Raw genomic sequence first — 18,350 nt, 5'->3', positions numbered from 1 at the left:
CTACGTGGGGTGCGAGGCGCCTGGGGCGCCTCTTCCTCAAAGGTGATGATCATGCCGCCGGAGGACGGCGGCACCCACCCGATCGGCCTACAGCAGCCCGTCCCACATCTGTTCCAGCAGCACCGACCACCAGCTCTCCGGCGAACCGAGCGCCGCCGGGTCCAGGGCGGCCAGCTGGGCCTGGAAGTCGACGGTCCAGCGGCCCGCCTGCTCCTGGTTGAGCCCGAACCGCAGTCGCCACATCCGGCCCAGCAGCGCCAGGCAGCGAGCGAACTCCGGCAGCCCGGTGTTCACGAACTGCGGCGGCACCGGCGCCCCGCCCGGCCCCGCCTCGACCGGCACGGCCACGATGTTCGCCGTCCCGTACTGGACACAGAGCGCCTTGCCGAAATCGGTGCCCATGACGAGGTACGAGCCCGCGTCCGCCGCCGGCTGCACCCCGCGCTCGGCCGCCAGCTCCGCCAGCGTCGGCACCGGACGGCCCGGCTGGGCCTGCGCCCAGAAGAACGGGCCCATGTCCACCGGCAGACCGGCCACCACCAGCGTGTGCGCCACGACCGGCGGCACACCCTGCCGGGACACCGCCTGCTGCTCGAACCGGAAGACCCCCGGTCCGAACGCCGCCGCCAGCTCCTGCGCGATGGCCTCCGGCGGGATCGCCGGCGCGGCCTGCACCGGCGGCAACGGCGCCCGCACCGGCGCCGGCCGCGCGGGACCGTCCGCCACCTGGTGCAACTCGCCCTGGTGCGCGAGCAACTGCTGCATGCCCTGCTGCCTGCTGGCGTGGTCCGTGCCGTACGGCGCGATGCTCGCGATCCGCGCCTGCGGCCACTGCTCCCGGATCATCCGCGCGCAGTAGGCGCCCGGCAGCTCGCACGACTCCAGCTCCGTGTGCAGCTCCAGCACCTGGTCCGGCGGCACGTTCAGCGTGCGCAGCTCGTGGAAGATCTGCCACTCCGGGTGCGGGGTGCCCGGCGCCGAACGCCGGATCAGCTGCTGCTCCGAACCGTCCTGCGCGCGGTAGCGCAGCACCGCCTGATACCCGGGGCCGACCGTCGGCTGCCCCTGCTGCGGATACCCGTACGCCGGCGGCTGCCCCGGAACCGGCGCGCCCGGCGGCGGCATCGCACCCGGAGGCATCGGCTGCGGCGCACCCGGAGGCATGCCGGGGGCGCCCGGCGCACCGAGCGCGCCGGGGGCGGGCGGCGGCGGAGGCGCGCCCGGGCCTGCCACCGGCGGCGCGGCCAGCACGGTCTCCGCGTGGTGCACAGCCCCGATCCCGCCGCCCGGAGCACCGGGACCACCCGGGGCGCTCGGCGGCTGCGGCACGCCGGGGGCACCGGGCCCCGCGGGGGCACCCGGAGGCTGTACCGCGCCGGGCGCGGGCGGCATGCCCGGGGCTCCCGGACCCGCAGGAGCGCCGGGCGGATTCGGCATACCGGGAGCACCGGGAGCACTGGGAACTCCTTGAGCGCCCGGCGCACCCGGAACGCCCGGAACACCCTGGGCGCCAGGCATCTGCGGCGCAGCCCCGCCCAGACTGCCGGGGTCGGCCAGCACGGTGGCCGCGTGATGCACGTTGCCCCCGGGCGCGCCGGGCGGATGGGGGGCACCCGGCACCTGCACGCCTTCCGCGCCACCTGGACCGGCAGGCGCACCCGCGCCCCCCTGGCCCGCGGGCCCCTCGGGCCCGAGCGCCGACACCAGCTGCGTCGGCACATACCCACCGGCTGGCGCACCCGGCGCGGGCGGCGGCGCCGCACTCCCCGGGCGCGCGCCCGGCAGGCCCGGAGCACCCGGCGGCGGAGGCGGCGCACCCACTCCCCCGCGCGCCTTCTTCGGCGGCGGCGCGGCCTTGCTCGTCGCGGCATCCGCGATGTCCCCGGCGTTCGGCGCCAGATGCCGCGCGGACGCACCGGCGTCGGCCGGAGGCTGCGGCCCACCCGGCGCCTGCGGGTAGCCGTAACCCGGAGCACCCTGCGGGGCGCCGGGGCCCTGCGGATAGCCATACGACGCGGCACCCGGGGGCGGCGGAGGCGTGCTGCCCTGCGGCGCACCCGGAGCACCCGGGGGCGGGAACGGGGTACCGGGCGCCGCCGGGTACGCGGGCGCACCCGGCGGAGGTGTGGGCGTACCGCCCTGCGGCACACCGGGAGCAGCGGGCGCACCCGGCGCAGAGGTCCCGGGAGCCGCCGGCGCCTGCGGATGGCCGTACGGAGGCATGCCGGGCGGCGGCGTGGGCGTACCGCCCTGCGGAACGCCCGGCGCACCGGGAGCACCGGACGTCACGGGTGCACCGGGCGCACCCGGCGGAAAGCCCTGCCCGCCCGACGCCTTGGAAGGATCGAGCGCCGGAGCGAGTGCCGTCGGCGGCAACTGGCTGCCCCCCGACATGAGCGCCGTCTTCGCATCCGGTGCGCTCACCGGCGGCCGCTGACCCTCGTCGTCCGGGTCACTCAGCGGCGGCGCGAACACCGTCGCGGGCAACGGCACCGAACGGTCGTCCTCACCGGGGCCGGCGTTCGTGTCCGTACCGGCCCAGGGCGTCGCCCCCGCCGGCACCTCCGCAACAGGGCCGCCCTGCGCACCACCGGACACCCCGGAAGCCCCCGCGGGCACCCCGGCCCGCGTCTCCGCCTGCCCGGCACCACCGGACGAAGCAGGCGCACCGGAGCCCGAAGCACCAGCCCCCGCTCCCGCGCCGGCCCCGGCACCAGTCCCGCCCGCAGCCCGCCGGTCCCCGATACCCAGCTTGTCCGCCGCCTCCTGCAACCACTCCGGAGGAGTCAGCAGGAACGACGTCTGATTCAGGTCCACCCGCGCGGCCGCCGGCGCCGGCACCGCGTCCTGCGGCTCATCGGCACGGCCGTACTCCTCCTCGTACCGGCGGATCACCTCACCCACCGGCAACGCCGGCCACAGCGTCGCCTCACCGGTGTCCCGGGCGATCACCAGCCGCTGCGCGCCCGCGTCCGACCGCGGACCCTCCGCCCGGTCCTCGCCCCACACCACGAAACCCAGCTCGAACTCCCGCACCCGCACCTCACGATGCTGGTACGCGGGCGCCTCACCGTTGATCCACTCCTCGGCGCGCTCCTGCGCCTGCGCGAAGGTCACCATCGCCTGAAGCTCACTCCCCCACCGGACCGGACGGCGCCGAGCCGGCGGACACCGGAACGACACGGGCGAAACCGCCGTCGACCATCAGATTCGCCACGGTCTCCAACTCCGGCGGACTCCCCGCCAACCGCGACAGGAACCCGTCGAAATCCTCACCGCACGGCAGCAGCAGACGCTCCACCCGCTCTGCCGGCGACCACGAAGGATCCACATCGCGCACATCGTCGTACGCGCAGAACCACACCGAACCGAGCCGCTCGCCCTTCACCTTCACCGCGAGCAACCCACCCTGCACGAACGCCACCCCGAGGTAATCCTTCGTCAGATGGTCGCGCAGGCACTTGTTCACGTACACCAGGTCATTGACCGCCGCCTCGTCCCGCACCGTGAAGAACGGCTGGTCCACCAGCAGACCCAACTCGGCGTCCAGCGCCGTACCCACCGGCGCACAGCCGCCCGCCGCCTTCAGGAACGAGCGGTACGCACCCGGAAGCCGGTAGCCCAGGTCCTCCTCGACGCCCTGCACCTGCGCCTCCGACACCGCCACACCCGACTTCGGCAGCCCGAAATGCGCCGGCCGCGTCTCCTGCAACGGCCGCGTCCCCCGCTTCCCGTGGTCCACCGCCGTCGTCGCCACACCACCGTGATGCCGCAACAACGCCTTCACCTCGACCGGAATCAGCTCCAGCCGCCGCGTACCCACCACGTGATGCCACGTCCAGCCGTGCGGCGTCGCCACATCCGGCACCGTGTCCCACAACTCGTGCTCCGCCGCCGCCAGCGCCGCGTTCGCCGACACATAGTCCGTCAGCCGCAGCTCGTCGACACCGAAACCCTCCGGCGGCTCGGCGATCTCCACCGCCACGCGCGCATACGCAGAGAAATCCGGGTAACCATGCTCATCGACCCGTACCCCTCTCGGGTGACGCGCCGCCCGGACAGGATCCGGGAAATGCACGACCTGCCCGGCGTAGGCCGCGTTCGGCGGCGCGGCTTGTTGCCCGAGCCGACCTGTCGTCATGGCGGTAGCCCCCTGCGGCGTTCTCTCTGGCCTCAATCGGCGGTGTCGATCGCGGATGGCGACAGCCTATGCGGTACGCGAACCCCGGTCACCGGCCCACCACATCCCCGAGGACACCGCCCCTCCACTTCCGTGACCAGGCGTCACCCCACCGTGACCACCCACCCCCGCCCCGGGCGTGTCGCGCCGCCCCAGCTTCCGCACCGGCCACGGCATTTGGCACCCTGTGTCCTTCGGGGGATGCCGGGGAACACCCGGGGAGGGGAAAGACGAACATGAACAACCTGCGAACCGGAGGAACCGACGTGCGGGCCGGCGACCCACGCATCGGCTGGAGCGGCACCGACACACCCCCCGCCCCCACCCTCCGCCACCGCCGCGACGGCATCCTGCCCACCGTCGCCGCCGCCCTCTCCGTCCGCGGCGCCACCCTCACCGGCACCGCCGCACGCGGCGACCAGCCCCCACCCCTGCACCCCCTCGTCCAGGACTTCCTCGACACCCTCACCAGCGGCGAACGCGACCGCTTCACCGGCCGCTGCGCCGAAACCATCCTCATCTCCCGGCACATCGCCGCCGCCGACGCCACCCGCAGCAAACGTGCCGCCCGCAAGACCATGACCAACAGCGAAGCCCGAAAAGCCCTCAAACACGCCAAACTCACCGCCCGCCGCATACGCGAGGACGGCGACCCCCTCCACGGCAGCTTCGCCCACCCCTGCCGCGCCTGCACCGCCCTCAGCGCCCACTTCGGCGTCCGCATCGTCGACCCGACGGCAACCGACGGCTGACAGCCCCCGTCAACACCAGTAACACCAGCAAGCTCGACGAACGAAGGGCCGATGCACGCCGACCGCACATCCTCCCCCAGTCTCGGCTCCGCTCGACCGGGGGGACCCCCATCCCGCTTCCCCGTACTCGTCGACGCCGCCCTGCGCGCCGCCGGCTGGCAACCCGGACGCTGGGACATAAAGCAGGCAGAGATCTGGGCCGACACCCTGCGCGAGCACACCTCACCCGCCGGACACCGGCACACCGTCTTCCCCGCCGCCGTGGAAGCCTGGGCCGAATTCGGCGGCCTCACCATCACCCCCAACGGCCCCGGCCGCCAGATCGCCCCCGCCACCCTCCACCTCGACCCCCTCCACGGCCTCCACCACGCCCGCACCCTCGGCGACCTCGGCCGCGCCCTCGGCACCGAACTCTGCCCCCTCGGCGAAGAGACCGACACCGCCGCCACCCTCGCCATCGACGCCGAAGGCCGCGTCTACACCCTCGACCACACCGGCGACTGGTACGTCGGCCCCGACGTCGACCACGCCCTCGCCGCCCTCATCACCGGCATCGAACCCGTACGCCTCACCACCGGCTGACCCGCGCCCGCGAGGCCTACGCCGCCGGAATCACCGCCGACACCCGGAAACCCCCCGCGTCCGTCGGCCCCGACACGAACACACCACCCAGCGCCGCGACCCGCTCCCGCATCCCCACCAGGCCGTTCCCACCCGACGGCAACCCCGCCGCCGACGCCGACCCCGGCTCCGGCGGCGGCTCGTTCTCCACCTGCATCGCGATCTCCGACACCCGATGCGCCAGCCGCACATGCGTCTTCGCCCCCGCCGCATGCTTGTGGACGTTCGTCAACGCCTCCTGCACCACCCGGAACGCCGTCTGCTCGACCTCAGCCGCGTACGAGCGCACCTCCCCCTCCACCGACAGATCCACGACCATCCCCGCCGCCGCCGACTGCCCGACCAACTCCTCCAGCTCCGACAGACACGGCCCGTCCTCCACCGCCACACGCGAAGCCGCGGCCGCGGCAGCCTCCCGCACCGCCGCCAACGGCACCCCCCGCGCCCGCCGGCCCACGTCCTCCCCCGCCCGCAGCACCCCGAGCATCTCCCGCAACTCGGTCAACGCCTGCCGGCCCATGTCCCCCACCAGCGCCGCGTTCCGCACCGCCTTCTCAGGATCCTTGCGGGCCACCGCCTGAAGCGCCGCGGCATGCACGACCATCAGGCTCACCCGGTGAGCCACCACGTCATGCATCTCCCGCGCGATCCGCGTCCGCTCCTCGTTCCTGGCCCACTCGGCCCGCTCCTCCGCCCGCTCCGCGAGCAACTGGAGCTCCCGCTCCAGCGAATCCGCCCGCTCCCGCAAGCTCTCCATCAACCGCCGCCGCGCCCCCACGTACAGCCCCAGCAGCACCGGCGGAGCCGTCAGCCCCAACGCCGTCGTCACCGCCGCGAACGGCACGAACCAGTCACCCAGCGTCAGGTCACCCCGCGCCATGTCCTGCCGCACCCGCACGAACGTCACCACCGCCGTCCCCACCAGCGACATCCCCGCCAGCGCCCCGATGACGCGCCGCGGCAGCTCACACGCGGCGAGGGTGTACAGGCCGACGACACCCAGCAGAAAGCCCATCTGCGCGGGCGTGATCGCGATGGCGACCAGCACGACCGCGATGGGCCACTTCCGCCGCACGATCAACACGGACCCGGCGATCACCCCGAAAACGACACCCACCGCCACCGGGATCCCCGCGTCCCGTGCGAACGGAATCCCCTCCGCGCCGCACTCCACGGCCGACACCAGCGCGAGACTCCCGTCAAGCACCGCACTGCGCCACCTGGCCCACCACCAGGGCCCGGTCAAGGCCCCGGTCCGCTCTTCCCCCGTCGTGGTCATACCTCCAGCCTACGGGCGACGGCCAGGCCTTTTCCGGTGACTTTTCCCTACCGCCACACACCACACTGCGTAACCGAACGACCTCGAAACCCACCGGTATCCCTCGAACTGGTGAACCGTTCCCGTCCGGCCCCGGAACGGATCATTCCGGCCGGACGGTATGCGTATGACACACGCGCCCGGCAAGTACGCCGACCTCGAGGGCTTACGGGAGCGGGCGGTCGCCCTGCGACGGGCGGGCCACAGCCTCCGCCAGATCCGCGACGAGCTCCAGGTTCACAACAAGGAGATCCTTCAACGCCTCGTCGAGGGCGAGCCGCCGCCGGAGTGGACGAAGCGCCCGCGCGCCAAGGACGAACTGCGCGAGAGGGCGCGGGAGCTACGACTCCAGGGCTGGACTTACAACGCGATCCAGGCGGAACTCGGCTGCTCCAAGAGTTCGGTCTCCCTATGGGTGCGCGATCTGCCGCACCCCGAACCCAAGTGCACCCCCGAGGAACAGCGGGCACGCATGAACGCCGGGTTGGCAAGGCTGCGGGCATCGCAGGACCGCGAGCGGACCGCCACCAAGCAGGCAGCGGCAGCAGCGGTCGGCACCCTCACGGATCGGGAGCTCTTCATCACGGGCGTCGCCCTGTACTGGGCCGAGGGGACGAAGGACAAGCCGCACGCTCGCCGCGAGAGCGTCGAGTTCGTCAACAGCGACCCAGGGATGATCTCGGTCTTCCTCGCCTGGCTGGACCTGCTGGACGTGGGACGCGATCGCTTGTACTGCCGGGTCATGATTCATGAAACCGCAGATGTCGAAGCGGCCGAGCGCTATTGGGCCGACCTCGTCGGCATCGACAGGGCACTGCTCGGCAAGACCATCCTCAAGAAACACAACCCCGCGACCGTACGCAAGAACACCGGCGCCACCTATCGGGGGTGCCTCGGAATCAAAGTGCGACAGGGAGCGGATCTGTACCGTCGCATCGAAGGCTGGTGGTACGGCATAGTAGGTGCCGCGACCTCAGCCGGCTGATCAAATGTCCGCTCCGGGCGCAATACACTCCCCTGTGGTGTAATCGGCAACACGGGTCACTTTGGATGATTTGTTCCAGGTTCGAGTCCTGGCAGGGGAGCCACAGCACACAAACCTTGAGTTCGGGCCCTGACCGGCGAAAGCCCCGTCAGGGCCCGCTCTCATGTCCGCCAGAGGTCCCCCCGGTATCCTGCGGCTGTCATCCCCACTCACCCACAGCCGAAGGGCAACCCCGTGAGCGCCATCCGCCCGGCAGCCGTCGTCGTTCTCGCAGCGGGTGAGGGCACCCGTATGAAGTCGGCCACACCGAAGGTCCTGCACGAGATCTGTGGCCGTTCCCTCGTGGGCCATGTGCTGGCCGCCGCCCGTGAGTTGGCCCCGCAGAACCTGGTCGTCGTCGTGGGACACGCCCGTGAGCAGGTCGCCGCGCATCTGAATGAGATCGACCCGGCCACGAGGACCGCCGTGCAGGCCGAGCAGAACGGCACGGGGCACGCGGTACGGATGGGCCTGGAGGAGCTGGGCGGGGCCGTGGACGGGACCGTGGTGGTCGTGTGCGGGGACACGCCCCTCCTGACCGCCGGCACCCTCAAGCGGCTCGCCGAGACCCACCACGCCGACGGCAACGCCGTGACCGTGCTGACCGCCGAGGTGCCGGACGCCACCGGGTACGGCCGGATCGTGCGGGACGAGGCGACGGGTGCCGTGACCGCGATCGTGGAGCACAAGGACGCCACGGACGCCCAGCGGTCGATCCGGGAGATCAACAGCGGGGTGTTCGCGTTCGACGGGGTGTTGCTGGCGGACGCGTTGAAGAAGGTGCGGACGGACAACAGCCAGGGTGAGGAGTACCTCACGGATGTGCTCGGGATCCTCCGTGCGGCCGGTCACCGCGTCGGTGCGTCCGTGGCGGGCGATCACCGGGAGATCGCCGGGATCAACAACCGGGTGCAGCTGGCCGAGGCGCGCCGGATTCTCAACGACCGGTTGCTGACGCAGGCGATGCTGGACGGGGTCACGGTCGTCGATCCGGCGACGACCTGGGTGGATGTGACCGTCTCCTTCGAGCGGGACGCCGTCGTTCATCCGGGCACGCAGCTCCTGGGGTCCACGCATGTCGGTGAGGGTGCCGAGGTGGGTCCGAACAGCCGGCTGAGGGACACGCGGGTGGGCGCCGGGGCGCGGGTGGACAACACCGTGTCCGACGGTGCGGTGGTGGGCCCGGAGGCGAGTGTGGGGCCGTACGCCTATCTGCGGCCGGGTACGCGCCTGGGTGCCAAGGGCAAGATCGGGACGTACGTCGAGACGAAGAACGCGAAGATCGGTGAGGGCACGAAGGTGCCGCATCTGTCGTATGTCGGTGACGCGACGATCGGTGAGTACTCGAACATCGGCGCGGCGAGTGTGTTCGTGAACTACGACGGTCAGGAGAAGCACCACACGACGGTGGGGTCTCATTGCCGGACGGGTTCGGACAACATGTTTGTGGCTCCTGTCACGGTCGGGGACGGTGCTTACACCGCCGCGGGGTCCGTGATCACGAAGGACGTGCCGCCCGGTTCGCTGGCCGTGGCCCGTGGCCAGCAGCGGAATATCGAGGGTTGGGTGGCTCGTAAGCGTCCGGGGAGCGCGGCTGCGCGGGCGGCTGAGGCGGCGTCGCGTGAGGGTGGGAGCGAGGACTGACGGGAAACGGGTGCGGCAAAGTCGGCGTACCGTGATAAGTGCACATCCGCACGTGTGCGCCCGCACCCTTACCAGCTGATACGGCCTCTCACGCCCAGCCGAGAGGTCGCCGAGCAGCCGGCTGGCTGAGACAACCTCTGAGGAGACAGTGCTGTGACCGGGATCAAGACGACCGGCGAGAAGAAGTTGATGTTCTTCTCCGGCCGCGCCCACCCCGAGCTTGCCGAGGAGGTCGCCCAGCAGCTGGGTGTCGGGGTCGTCCCGACGAAGGCCTTCGACTTCGCGAACGGTGAGATCTACGTCCGTTACCAGGAGTCGGCTCGTGGTGCGGACTGCTTCGTGATCCAGAGCCACACGGCTCCGATCAACCAGTGGATCATGGAGCAGCTGATCATGATCGACGCGCTGAAGCGTGCGTCGGCGCGTTCCATCACGGTGATCGTGCCGTTCTACGGTTACGCGCGGCAGGACAAGAAGCACCGGGGCCGTGAACCGATTTCGGCGCGTCTGATCGCCGACCTGATGAAGACGGCGGGTGCGGACCGGATCCTGACCGTGGATCTGCACACGGACCAGATCCAGGGCTTCTTCGACGGTCCGGTGGACCACCTGTTCGCGCTGCCGCTGCTCGCGGACTACGTGGGTGACAAGGTGGACCGGAACAAGCTGACGGTCGTGTCGCCGGACGCGGGGCGTGTGCGGGTGGCGGACCGGTGGTGTGACCGGCTCGGTGCGCCGCTGGCGATCGTGCACAAGCGTCGTGACAAGGACGTGGCGAACCAGGTGACCGTCCACGAGGTCGTGGGTGAGGTCAAGGGCCGCGTGTGTGTCCTGGTCGACGACATGATCGACACGGGTGGGACGATCTGCGCCGCTGCTGACGCGCTGTTCGCGCATGGTGCGGAGGACGTGATCGTCACGGCCACGCACGGTGTGCTGTCGGGTCCTGCCGCGGACCGGTTGAAGAACTCCCGGGTGAGTGAGTTCGTGTTCACGAACACGCTGCCGACGCCGGCGGAGCTGGGGCGGGATCTGGACAAGATCACGGTGCTGTCGATCGCTCCGACGATTGCGAGCGCGGTGCGTGAGGTGTTCGAGGACGGCTCGGTGACCAGCCTCTTCGACGAGCAGTGAGGTTTCTGCGGGCCCTGAACAGGCGCTAGCCGAAGATCCTTTTGGGTACGGCCTCCCCCTCCGAGTAGACTGCTGCAGTTGCTCGGCGAGGGAGGCCGTACTCGTGTGGTACGGCGGTCCGTTATCGACGCGCTCTTCGTAGCAGGCCGTTCGTGGCCGGGTGACCACGTCCGTTCCGAGTTCTACGAGGAGTGATCAATATGTCCGAGGTGAAGCTCTCCGCCGAGACCCGTACCGAGTTCGGCAAGGGTGCGGCCCGTCGTATCCGCCGTGACAACAAGGTTCCGGGTGTTCTGTACGGCCACGGTTCCGAGCCGCTGCACCTGACCCTGCCGGGTCACGACCTGCTGCTGGCGCTGCGTACGCCGAACGTCCTGATCTCGCTGGACATCGACGGCAAGACCAACGAGCTGGCGATCCCGAAGGCCGTGCAGCGTGACCCGCTGAAGGGCTTCCTGGAGCACGTGGACCTGCTGCTGGTCAAGCGTGGCGAGAAGGTCACGGTCGAGGTTCCGGTGCACGCCGAGGGCGAGCTGGCCCCGGGCGGCAACCTGCTGGAGCACGTCCTGAACGCGCTGCCGGTCGAGGCCGAGGCCACGCACATCCCCGAGGCCGTCACGGTCTCCGTCGAGGGCCTGGAGGCCGGTGCCTCCATCCTCGCCAAGGACATCCCGCTCCCGTCCGGCACCACGCTGGCCGTCGAGGAGGACGCCGTCGTCCTGCAGGTCCTGGCCGCGCAGGCCGAGGAGACCGAGGGTGAAGCGGCCGCCGAGGGCGAAGAGGCCGCTGAGGCCTGATCCTCGCCGTCGTCATCGGTTCAGCCGCCGCTTCCCTCGCGGGGAGCGGCGGCTGGCGCGTATCAAGGAGACATGGACGTGACCACCCCCGCCAGTGATCCCTGGCTGATCGTCGGGCTCGGCAACCCCGGGCCGGAGTACGCCATGAACCGGCACAACGTCGGTTTCATGGTGGCCGACCTGCTCGCGGAGCGGATCGGGGGGAAGTTCAAGCGGGCGGGCAAGGCGCAGGCGCAGGTGCTGGAGGGGCGGATCGGTCCGGCGGGACCGGGCAGCCGCCGGGTGGTGCTGGCCAAGCCGATGTCGTACATGAACCTGTCCGGTGGTCCGGTGAACGCGTTGAAGGACTTCTACAAGGTGCCGGTGGCGAACGTCGTGGCCGTGCATGACGAGCTGGACATCGACTACGGGACGCTGCGGCTGAAGCTGGGCGGCGGTGACAACGGGCACAACGGTCTGAAGTCGATGACGAAGGCGATGGGGCCGGCGTATCACCGGGTGCGGTTCGGGATCGGGCGGCCTCCCGGTCGTATGCAGGTGGCGGACTTCGTGCTGAAGGACTTCTCGTCGGCGGAGCGCAAGGAGCTGGACTACTTCGTGGACCGTGCGGCGGACGCGGTGGAGTGTCTGGTGACGGAGGGGCTGGAGCGGTCGCAGGGCACGTACAACTCGTGACTTGTACGGCTTTGGTTCCCGGGTGAGTTGACCGGTCGCGGCGCTATGGCCAATGATCCCGGCCATGCCTGCCACTGCCACCACCGCTCGCCAGGCCTCCGTGACCGCGTTGCGGTTCGGGCGGGTCGCGGCGACGGGTGCGCTCGCCGCACTGATCCTCTTCTGCGGGGTGTGGGGTTCCTGGGGGACCGCGCAGCACGTGATGCTGACCAAGGGCCGTGAGCGTGGCACGCTCAAGGTGACCCGCTGCGACGGGGACACGTGCACGGGCCCGTTCACGCCGGTGTCGGCGGGGGCGAGGGCGCGGGCGCGGGTGGCCGTCGAGCGGTCGGTCGCGGTGCGCAAGGGGCTGACCTACGACGTGGTGCTGAAGCCGGGGACGGATGACGCGGTGCGGTCCGGGCCGGCTGGGATTCTGTACGCCTGGGTACCGCTGGGTGGTGCGCTGCTGCTGGCGTCGGTGGTGGTCGCGGGTGGTCTGCGGGCGACCCGGCCGGCGTGGGTGCTGGCGGGGGCGGGGGTCGCGTTGCTGACGGCTTCCTTCGTGACCCTGTGAGGGGTTGGGGCGTTCTTCACGTCTGTGGGGGGTCTGTGCGTTGCCTTTTCGTGCTTGACCGGCTGTCAGGCGTGGCCGGAAGCTGTACCGCCCCCTCCACATCTTCCCCGTTCACCACTCGAAGATGGATCAGCCCCATGCGTACCCTCATTCGCGCCGGCGCGCTCAGCGCCGGTGTCGCGGCGGCGCTCCTGTGCGCCCCGGCCGCCCATGCAAGTGCCCCCGGTGACAATGGCACGGTCAAGATCCACGATGCCCGGACCGGCGAGGAGCTGCGCCGCAACGAGCCGCACGTGTGCACGTTCTACCTGGATGCGTTCGGCTTCGACGGCGGTCAGCAGGTCGACTGGCACATCGAGGCGTGGGCGCCAACGGCCGCCACGAAGGGCGCGACCGTGAAGTCCGGGGCGATCGCCCTGGATGCGGACGGTCACGGCCGTACGGGCGATCTCTCGCTGCCCGACGGGCACTACAAGCTGTTCTGGAACTTCGAGGGTGAGAAGGGCGCCGCCAAGCACAAGGTGTTCTGGACGGACTGCGGGGGTTCGGCGGGCGGTGGCGGGAAGCCGTCCGGCTCGGTGTCGCCGTCGTCGGCTCCTTCGTCTGCCTCCTCGCCGTCGTCCTCTGCGTCGGCTTCGTCCGGTGCGGCCCCGGGTGCGTCCGCGTCGGGCTCGTCGTCCCCCGCGGCCCCGTCCTCCTCCCCGTCCGCCAAGAGTGCCGGCGGCGGCCTCGCCGAGACCGGTAACGGCGCTCCGGTGGGCCTGTTGTCGGCCGGTGCCGCGGCGCTGGTCGGTGTGGGCGGTTACCTGGTGGCCCGCCGCCGGAAGGCGTAACGGCTGAGGCCTGCGTACACACGGGTGCCCCCGGGGTCGTACGACCTCGGGGGCACCGGTGTGTCAGCGGGTCAGCCGGTGTTGCGCAGGCCGGCTGCCACGCCGTTGACGGTGAGGAGCAGGGCGCGGGAGAGCAGCGGGTCGGGGTCGGCGCCCGCGGCTGCCGCGTCGCGCTGGCGCTTGAGCAGGGTGACCTGGAGGTAGGAGATCGGGTCCAGGTAGGCGTCGCGGATGGCGAAGGTCTGCTTCAGCACCGGCTGGGCGGCCAGGAGTTCGCTCTCGCCGGTGATCCGCAGGACCTCGCGGACGGTCAGCTCGTGTTCGGCCCTGATGGTGTCGAAGACGTGCTTGAGTTCGTCGGGGACGAGGGTGTCGACGTAGTGCTGGGCGATCCTGAGGTCGGTCTTGGCGAGGGTCATCTCGACGTTGGAGATGAAGTTGCGGAAGAAGTGCCACTGTTCGTGCATCTCGCCGAGCACGGTGTCCAGGCCGGTTTCCCGCAGCGCCTTGAGGCCGGAGCCGACGCCGAACCAGCCGGGCACGATCTGCCGGGACTGGGTCCAGCCGAACACCCACGGGATGGCGCGCAGACCGTCGAGCGAGACGCCCGAGCCGGGGCGGCGGGAGGGCCGCGAGCCCAGGTGCAGCTCGGCGAGCTGGTCGACGGGCGTGGAGGCGAGGAAGTACGTCGGCAGGTCGGGGTCCTCGACGAGCCGGCGGTAGGCGGCGTGGGCGGCATCGGAGACGACGTCCATGGCGGCGTCCCAGCGGGCCAGGGCCTCGTCGGACTGGCGGGGTGCGGTGTGCAGGGCGGAGGCCTGGAGGGTGGCCGCGACGGTCAGTTCCAGGTTCTCCCGGGCCAGGGACGGGATGAGGTACTTGTCGGAGATGACCTCGCCCTGTTCGGTGACCTTGATCTCGCCTTCCAGGGTGCCCCAGGGCTGGGCGAGGATGGCGTCGTGGGAGGGGCCGCCGCCGCGGCCGACGGTGCCGCCGCGGCCGTGGAAGAGGCGCAGGCGGACGCCGTAGCGGTGGGCGACGTCGCGCAGCCGGCGCTGGGCGCGGTGGATCTCCCACTGGCTGGTGGTGATGCCGCCGAACTTGGAGGAGTCGGAGTAGCCGAGCATGACCTCCTGGACGTCGCCGCGCAGCGCGACCAGGCGCCGGTAGGACGGGTCGGAGAGCATGTCCTCGAGGATCGTGTCGGCGGCCTTCAGCTCGTCCGTGGTCTCCAGGAGGGGGACGATGCCGATCTTCGCCCAGCCGGCGTGGAGGTCGACGAGTCCGGCCTCGCGGGCGAGGACGGCGGCGGCGAAGACGTCGTCGGCGCCCTGGCACATGGAGATGATGTAGGACTCGACGACCTCGGGGCCGAAGACCGCGAGGGCCTTCTTGACGGTTTCGAAGACGCCGAGGGTTTTCTGCCCTGCTGCGTCGACGGGTGCCGGGGTGGGGGCGAGCGGCCTGCGGGAGCGCAGTTCCTTGGCGAGGAGCTTGGCGCGGTAGTCGCGGGGCATGTCGGCGTAGCGCCAGGACTCCTCGCCGAGGCGGTCGAAGAGCTGGCCGAGGGCGTGGTGGTGGGCGTCGGCGTGTTCGCGGACGTCCATGGTGGCGAGCTGGAGGCCGAAGGCGGCGAGGGTGCGGATGGTGCGGGCCAGGCGGCCGTCGGCGAGGAGGCCGCCGCGGTGTTCGCGCAGGGAGGTCTGGATGATCCGCAGGTCGCCGATCAGCTCGCCGGTGCCGAGGTAGTCGCGGCCGGCTTCGTGCGGGGTGCCCTTGGCGAGGCGCTGCTTGGTGTTCTCCAGCTTCTGCCGGATGCAGGTGGCCTTGAGCCGGTAGGGCTCCTCGGCGTTGAGGCGCTTGTAGCGGGGGCTGATCTCGGGCAGCCGCTCCAGGTCTTCACGCAGGGACTCGAGGAGCTCCTCGGTGGCGCCGGTGTAGCGGATGGAGTTGGACAGCAGCCCGCGCAGTTCGTCGATCATCTCCAGGGCGTCGTTGATGCCGTGCTCGTGCTGGAGGATGAGGACGTCCCAGGTGACCTGGGGGGTGACGTTGGGGTTGCCGTCGCGGTCGCCGCCGATCCAGGTGCCGAAGGTCAGCGGCCGGGCGTCGTCGGGGAGCCGGACGCCGACGCGCTCCAGTTCCGCGGTGAGGTCCTCCAGGACGTCACCGACGGCGTTCGCGTGGAGTTCGTCGAGGTAGTAGATGGCGTTGCGGGCCTCGTCGGCGGGTTCGGGGCGGACGACGCGCAGTTCGTCGGTCTGCCACACCAGGTCGATGTTCTCGGCGAGGCGGATGTCGTGGCGGCGGCGGTCGGAGCCCTGGACGGGGGTCTCCAGGAGCGCGGCGATGCGCCGGAGCTTGTTGAGGACCGAGCGGCGCGCGGCCTCGGTGGGGTGTGCCGTGAACACCGGGCGGACGTTGAGGTTCTGGACGGTCTGCCTGAGGTGCTCGGGGTCGGCGTCCTTGAGCCGGTCGGCGGTGCGGGCGAGGAGGCCGCCCTCGGCGGCGCGCCGGGCGCGCAGTTCACGGCCGCGGTGCACCTGTTCGGTGACGTTGGCGAGGTGGAAGTAGGTGGAGAAGGCACGGACCAGCTTGGCCGCGGTCTCCAGTTCGGTGCCGCGCAGCAGCTCGGCGGCGGCCTCGCCGTCCTCGCGGGTGAGGCGGCGGACCTTCTCGACCAGGTCGAGGAGCTCGGGGCCCTCCTGCCGGACGAGGGTCTCGCCCAGGAGATCACCCAGCCGGCGGATGTCGGCGCGCAGCTCGCTGCTGGTCGTGGTGGTCTGGTCGTCGGCACTGCTCACAGGTGCGGCTCCTTGCAGTGTTGAAGCTCGTCTGGGAGGGGAACCCGGCCGGCTGCCGGGCGGCGGGTGCCGCATACGGGCCGGAGTGTCCGGGAAGGAAACTTCAGCGGACCGCGCTGTCCGACCGAGTTCAAGGATAGGTGTCCATGTGGACGCGCAGGCCGTGGGGCTCTTGCCGCCGCACGACACGCTGCCATACTTACGAAGCCGTAGGTTACGGAACCGTAGGGAAGTACCGTCGAGTCCCGTCCGGTCCCGGCAGCCCGGCATCTGTCTCGACCCTCGACCCCACAGGGGACGCGCATGACCTCAAGTTCCGATGTGATCGAAGCAGCCCGTAAGGCCGACGACACGACCCCGTCCGCCACGCTGGGTGGCGAGCAGAAGCGTTCGATCGAGCAGATCACGCTGCTTTTGTTCATCACCGTGCCGTTCCTGGCGCTCGTGGCGGCTGTGCCGCTGGCCTGGGGCTGGGGGGTGAGCTGGCTCGATCTGGGCCTGCTGGTGTTCTTCTACTTCCTGGGGTGCCACGGCATCACGATCGGTTTCCACCGGTACTTCACCCACGGTTCGTTCAAGGCGAAGCGGCCTCTGCGGATCGCGCTGGCGGTCATGGGGTCGCTGGCGGTCGAGGGCCCGCTGGTGCGCTGGGTGGCCGATCACCGCAAGCACCACAAGTTCTCCGACGCGGAGGGCGACCCGCACTCCCCCTGGCGGTTCGGGGAGACGCTGCCGGCGCTGATGAAGGGCCTGTGGTGGGCTCACATCGGCTGGATGTTCGACGAGGAGCAGACCCCGCAGGACAAGTACGCGCCGGACCTGATCAAGGACCCGGCGATCCGGGCGATCTCCCGCCAGTTCGTGGTGTGGACGGTCGTATCGCTGCTGGCGCCGGCGCTGATCGGCGGGCTGGTGACGATGACCTGGTGGGGCGCGGTCACGGCGTTCTTCTGGGGTTCACTCGTGCGGGTGGCGCTGTTGCACCATGTGACGTGGTCGATCAACTCGATCTGTCACGCGGTGGGCAAGCGGCCGTTCAAGTCACGGGACCGCTCGGGCAACGTGTGGTGGCTGGCCGTGCTGTCGTGCGGTGAGTCCTGGCACAACCTGCACCACGCCGACCCGACCTCGGCGCGGCACGGCGTGATGCGCGGCCAGATCGACTCCTCGGCCCGGTTCATTCGCATCTTCGAGAAGTTCGGCTGGGCGTACGACGTGCGCTGGCCGTCACGCTCCCGTATCGATTCGCGCCGGAACACCGGCCAGGACGGCTCCCGGCGCCGGAAGGAGACGGCGAAGGCGGCATGATTGACGCCGTGGCGACCGACTCCAGCAGCACCTCCAGCAACGACAAACCCCGGCGGGCCCGCCGGACCCGGATGACCGGCGCCGAGCGCCGCCAGCAGCTGCTGGAGATCGGTCGCACCCTGTTCGCGGCGAAGGGCTTCGAGGGCACCTCGGTGGAGGAGATCGCGGCGAAGGCCGGGGTGTCCAAGCCGGTGGTGTACGAGCACTTCGGCGGCAAGGAGGGTCTGTACGCGGTTGTGGTGGACCGCGAGATGCGGCGCCTGCTGGAGATGGTGACCAGCTCGCTGACGGCCGGCCATCCCCGCGAGCTGTGCGAGCAGGCCGCGTTCGCGCTGCTGGACTACATCGAGGAGTACACGGACGGCTTCCGCATCCTGGTCCGTGACTCCCCCATCCCGCAGTCCACGGGCTCCTTCGCCTCCCTCATCTCCGACATCGCCACCCAGGTGGAGGACATCCTGGGCCGCGAGTTCAAGAGCCGGGGCTTCGATCCGAAGCTGGCCCCGCTGTACGCGCAGGCGCTGGTGGGCATGGTCGCGCTGACCGGGCAGTGGTGGCTGGACGTGCGCCGCCCGAAGAAGGCGGAGGTCGCGGCGCATCTGGTGAACCTGGCGTGGCACGGGCTGGACGGGCTGGAGCAGAAGCCCCGGCTGATAGGGCACCGCAAGGCGTAGGCCTCGTGGGCCCCGGCGTACGATCGCCCG

At 70.9% G+C, this 18,350-nt stretch carries 15 protein-coding genes and 1 tRNA gene; 12 read left to right on the top strand and 4 right to left on the bottom strand.

Annotated elements, in window-relative coordinates; translation table 11 throughout:
* Positions 1 to 87: 87 nt before the first annotated feature.
* Positions 88 to 3,120: an SUKH-4 family immunity protein gene (locus ACZ7HQ_RS21260; RefSeq protein ID WP_470991911.1), complete on the bottom strand. Its 3,033-nt coding sequence runs from the start codon at positions 3,118 to 3,120 to the stop codon at positions 88 to 90.
* A gap of 10 nt (positions 3,121 to 3,130) precedes the next feature.
* Complete coding sequence (locus ACZ7HQ_RS21255; RefSeq protein WP_470991908.1) at positions 3,131 to 4,141, bottom strand: SMI1/KNR4 family protein; 1,011 nt, start codon at positions 4,139 to 4,141, stop codon at positions 3,131 to 3,133.
* A 275-nt stretch (positions 4,142 to 4,416) separates the two neighbouring features.
* On the opposite strand from ACZ7HQ_RS21255, the gene ACZ7HQ_RS21250 reads away from it, so the two are divergent.
* Both ACZ7HQ_RS21250 and ACZ7HQ_RS21245 read left to right on the top strand, forming a co-directional pair.
* Entirely contained in the window at positions 4,417 to 4,932 is a 516-nt protein-coding gene (locus ACZ7HQ_RS21250; RefSeq protein ID WP_470991905.1) for a YwqJ-related putative deaminase, read from the top strand.
* 51 nt (positions 4,933 to 4,983) lie between these two features.
* Entirely contained in the window at positions 4,984 to 5,514 is a 531-nt protein-coding gene (locus ACZ7HQ_RS21245; protein ID WP_470991902.1) for an SUKH-3 domain-containing protein, read from the top strand.
* A 16-nt stretch (positions 5,515 to 5,530) separates the two neighbouring features.
* Here ACZ7HQ_RS21245 and ACZ7HQ_RS21240 read toward each other — a convergent pair whose 3' ends face one another.
* Positions 5,531 to 6,832: a sensor histidine kinase gene (locus ACZ7HQ_RS21240; RefSeq protein WP_470991899.1), complete on the bottom strand. Its 1,302-nt coding sequence runs from the start codon at positions 6,830 to 6,832 to the stop codon at positions 5,531 to 5,533.
* Positions 6,833 to 6,998: 166 nt separating this feature from the next.
* Between ACZ7HQ_RS21240 and ACZ7HQ_RS21235 the strand changes: the two genes are divergently transcribed.
* The 8 genes from ACZ7HQ_RS21235 to ACZ7HQ_RS21200 all read left to right on the top strand — a co-directional run bounded on the left by ACZ7HQ_RS21235 (position 6,999) and on the right by ACZ7HQ_RS21200 (position 13,534).
* Positions 6,999 to 7,856, top strand: a complete 858-nt coding sequence (locus ACZ7HQ_RS21235; protein WP_470991896.1) for a hypothetical protein — start codon at positions 6,999 to 7,001, stop codon at positions 7,854 to 7,856.
* Positions 7,857 to 7,884: 28 nt separating this feature from the next.
* Positions 7,885 to 7,959 (top strand) — tRNA-Gln (locus tag ACZ7HQ_RS21230).
* Positions 7,960 to 8,090: 131 nt separating this feature from the next.
* Complete coding sequence (gene glmU / locus ACZ7HQ_RS21225; RefSeq protein WP_470991893.1) at positions 8,091 to 9,539, top strand: bifunctional UDP-N-acetylglucosamine diphosphorylase/glucosamine-1-phosphate N-acetyltransferase GlmU; 1,449 nt, start codon at positions 8,091 to 8,093, stop codon at positions 9,537 to 9,539.
* Between the two features lie 153 nt (positions 9,540 to 9,692).
* Positions 9,693 to 10,673 (top strand): ribose-phosphate diphosphokinase, encoded by a 981-nt coding sequence (locus ACZ7HQ_RS21220; RefSeq protein ID WP_351247694.1) that lies wholly within the window; start codon positions 9,693 to 9,695, stop codon positions 10,671 to 10,673.
* Positions 10,674 to 10,873: 200 nt separating this feature from the next.
* Positions 10,874 to 11,470 carry a 50S ribosomal protein L25/general stress protein Ctc gene (locus ACZ7HQ_RS21215; protein WP_470991889.1) on the top strand — a complete coding sequence of 199 codons (597 nt, stop codon included), beginning with the start codon at positions 10,874 to 10,876 and terminating at the stop codon, positions 11,468 to 11,470.
* Positions 11,471 to 11,542: 72 nt separating this feature from the next.
* Positions 11,543 to 12,145, top strand: a complete 603-nt coding sequence (gene pth, locus ACZ7HQ_RS21210) for an aminoacyl-tRNA hydrolase (protein WP_470991886.1) — start codon at positions 11,543 to 11,545, stop codon at positions 12,143 to 12,145.
* Between the two features lie 52 nt (positions 12,146 to 12,197).
* The gene (locus ACZ7HQ_RS21205; protein ID WP_470991883.1) at positions 12,198 to 12,701 is read left to right on the top strand and encodes a hypothetical protein; all 504 of its coding nucleotides are present in this window, start codon (positions 12,198 to 12,200) and stop codon (positions 12,699 to 12,701) included.
* 137 nt (positions 12,702 to 12,838) lie between these two features.
* On the top strand, positions 12,839 to 13,534 hold the full coding sequence (locus ACZ7HQ_RS21200) for an LPXTG cell wall anchor domain-containing protein (RefSeq protein ID WP_470991879.1): 696 nt from the start codon (positions 12,839 to 12,841) through the stop codon (positions 13,532 to 13,534).
* Between the two features lie 71 nt (positions 13,535 to 13,605).
* Here ACZ7HQ_RS21200 and ppc read toward each other — a convergent pair whose 3' ends face one another.
* Positions 13,606 to 16,338, bottom strand: coding sequence for a phosphoenolpyruvate carboxylase (ppc, locus tag ACZ7HQ_RS21195; RefSeq protein WP_470991876.1), 2,733 nt, complete (start codon positions 16,336 to 16,338; stop codon positions 13,606 to 13,608).
* A gap of 303 nt (positions 16,339 to 16,641) precedes the next feature.
* On the opposite strand from ppc, the gene ACZ7HQ_RS21190 reads away from it, so the two are divergent.
* Positions 16,642 to 17,646, top strand: a complete 1,005-nt coding sequence (locus ACZ7HQ_RS21190; protein ID WP_470991873.1) for an acyl-CoA desaturase — start codon at positions 16,642 to 16,644, stop codon at positions 17,644 to 17,646.
* Positions 17,643 to 18,320 (top strand): TetR family transcriptional regulator, encoded by a 678-nt coding sequence (locus ACZ7HQ_RS21185; protein ID WP_470991871.1) that lies wholly within the window; start codon positions 17,643 to 17,645, stop codon positions 18,318 to 18,320. The genes ACZ7HQ_RS21190 and ACZ7HQ_RS21185 overlap by 4 nt, the downstream gene beginning before the upstream one ends.
* Positions 18,321 to 18,350: the final 30 nt, after the last annotated feature.

It is taken from the genome of Streptomyces sp. NPDC037290 (genome assembly GCF_055603245.1).
This window is presented reverse-complemented; position numbering and strand designations above follow the sequence as displayed.

What these genes read in the sequence shown, in the direction of transcription:
- ACZ7HQ_RS21205 (WP_470991883.1), top strand. Translation starts at nt 12,198, where the DNA reads ATGATCCCGGCCATGCCTGCCACTGCCACCACCGCTCGCCAGGCCTCC.
- ACZ7HQ_RS21235 (WP_470991896.1), top strand. Translation starts at nt 6,999, where the DNA reads ATGACACACGCGCCCGGCAAGTACGCCGACCTCGAGGGCTTACGGGAG.
- ACZ7HQ_RS21240 (WP_470991899.1), bottom strand. Translation starts at nt 6,832, where the DNA reads ATGACCACGACGGGGGAAGAGCGGACCGGGGCCTTGACCGGGCCCTGG.
- ACZ7HQ_RS21250 (WP_470991905.1), top strand. Translation starts at nt 4,417, where the DNA reads ATGAACAACCTGCGAACCGGAGGAACCGACGTGCGGGCCGGCGACCCA.
- ACZ7HQ_RS21260 (WP_470991911.1), bottom strand. Translation starts at nt 3,120, where the DNA reads ATGGTGACCTTCGCGCAGGCGCAGGAGCGCGCCGAGGAGTGGATCAAC.
- ACZ7HQ_RS21190 (WP_470991873.1), top strand. Translation starts at nt 16,642, where the DNA reads ATGACCTCAAGTTCCGATGTGATCGAAGCAGCCCGTAAGGCCGACGAC.
- ACZ7HQ_RS21215 (WP_470991889.1), top strand. Translation starts at nt 10,874, where the DNA reads ATGTCCGAGGTGAAGCTCTCCGCCGAGACCCGTACCGAGTTCGGCAAG.
- ACZ7HQ_RS21185 (WP_470991871.1), top strand. Translation starts at nt 17,643, where the DNA reads ATGATTGACGCCGTGGCGACCGACTCCAGCAGCACCTCCAGCAACGAC.
- ACZ7HQ_RS21200 (WP_470991879.1), top strand. Translation starts at nt 12,839, where the DNA reads ATGCGTACCCTCATTCGCGCCGGCGCGCTCAGCGCCGGTGTCGCGGCG.
- pth (WP_470991886.1), top strand. Translation starts at nt 11,543, where the DNA reads ATGGACGTGACCACCCCCGCCAGTGATCCCTGGCTGATCGTCGGGCTC.
- ACZ7HQ_RS21255 (WP_470991908.1), bottom strand. Translation starts at nt 4,141, where the DNA reads ATGACGACAGGTCGGCTCGGGCAACAAGCCGCGCCGCCGAACGCGGCC.
- ACZ7HQ_RS21245 (WP_470991902.1), top strand. Translation starts at nt 4,984, where the DNA reads ATGCACGCCGACCGCACATCCTCCCCCAGTCTCGGCTCCGCTCGACCG.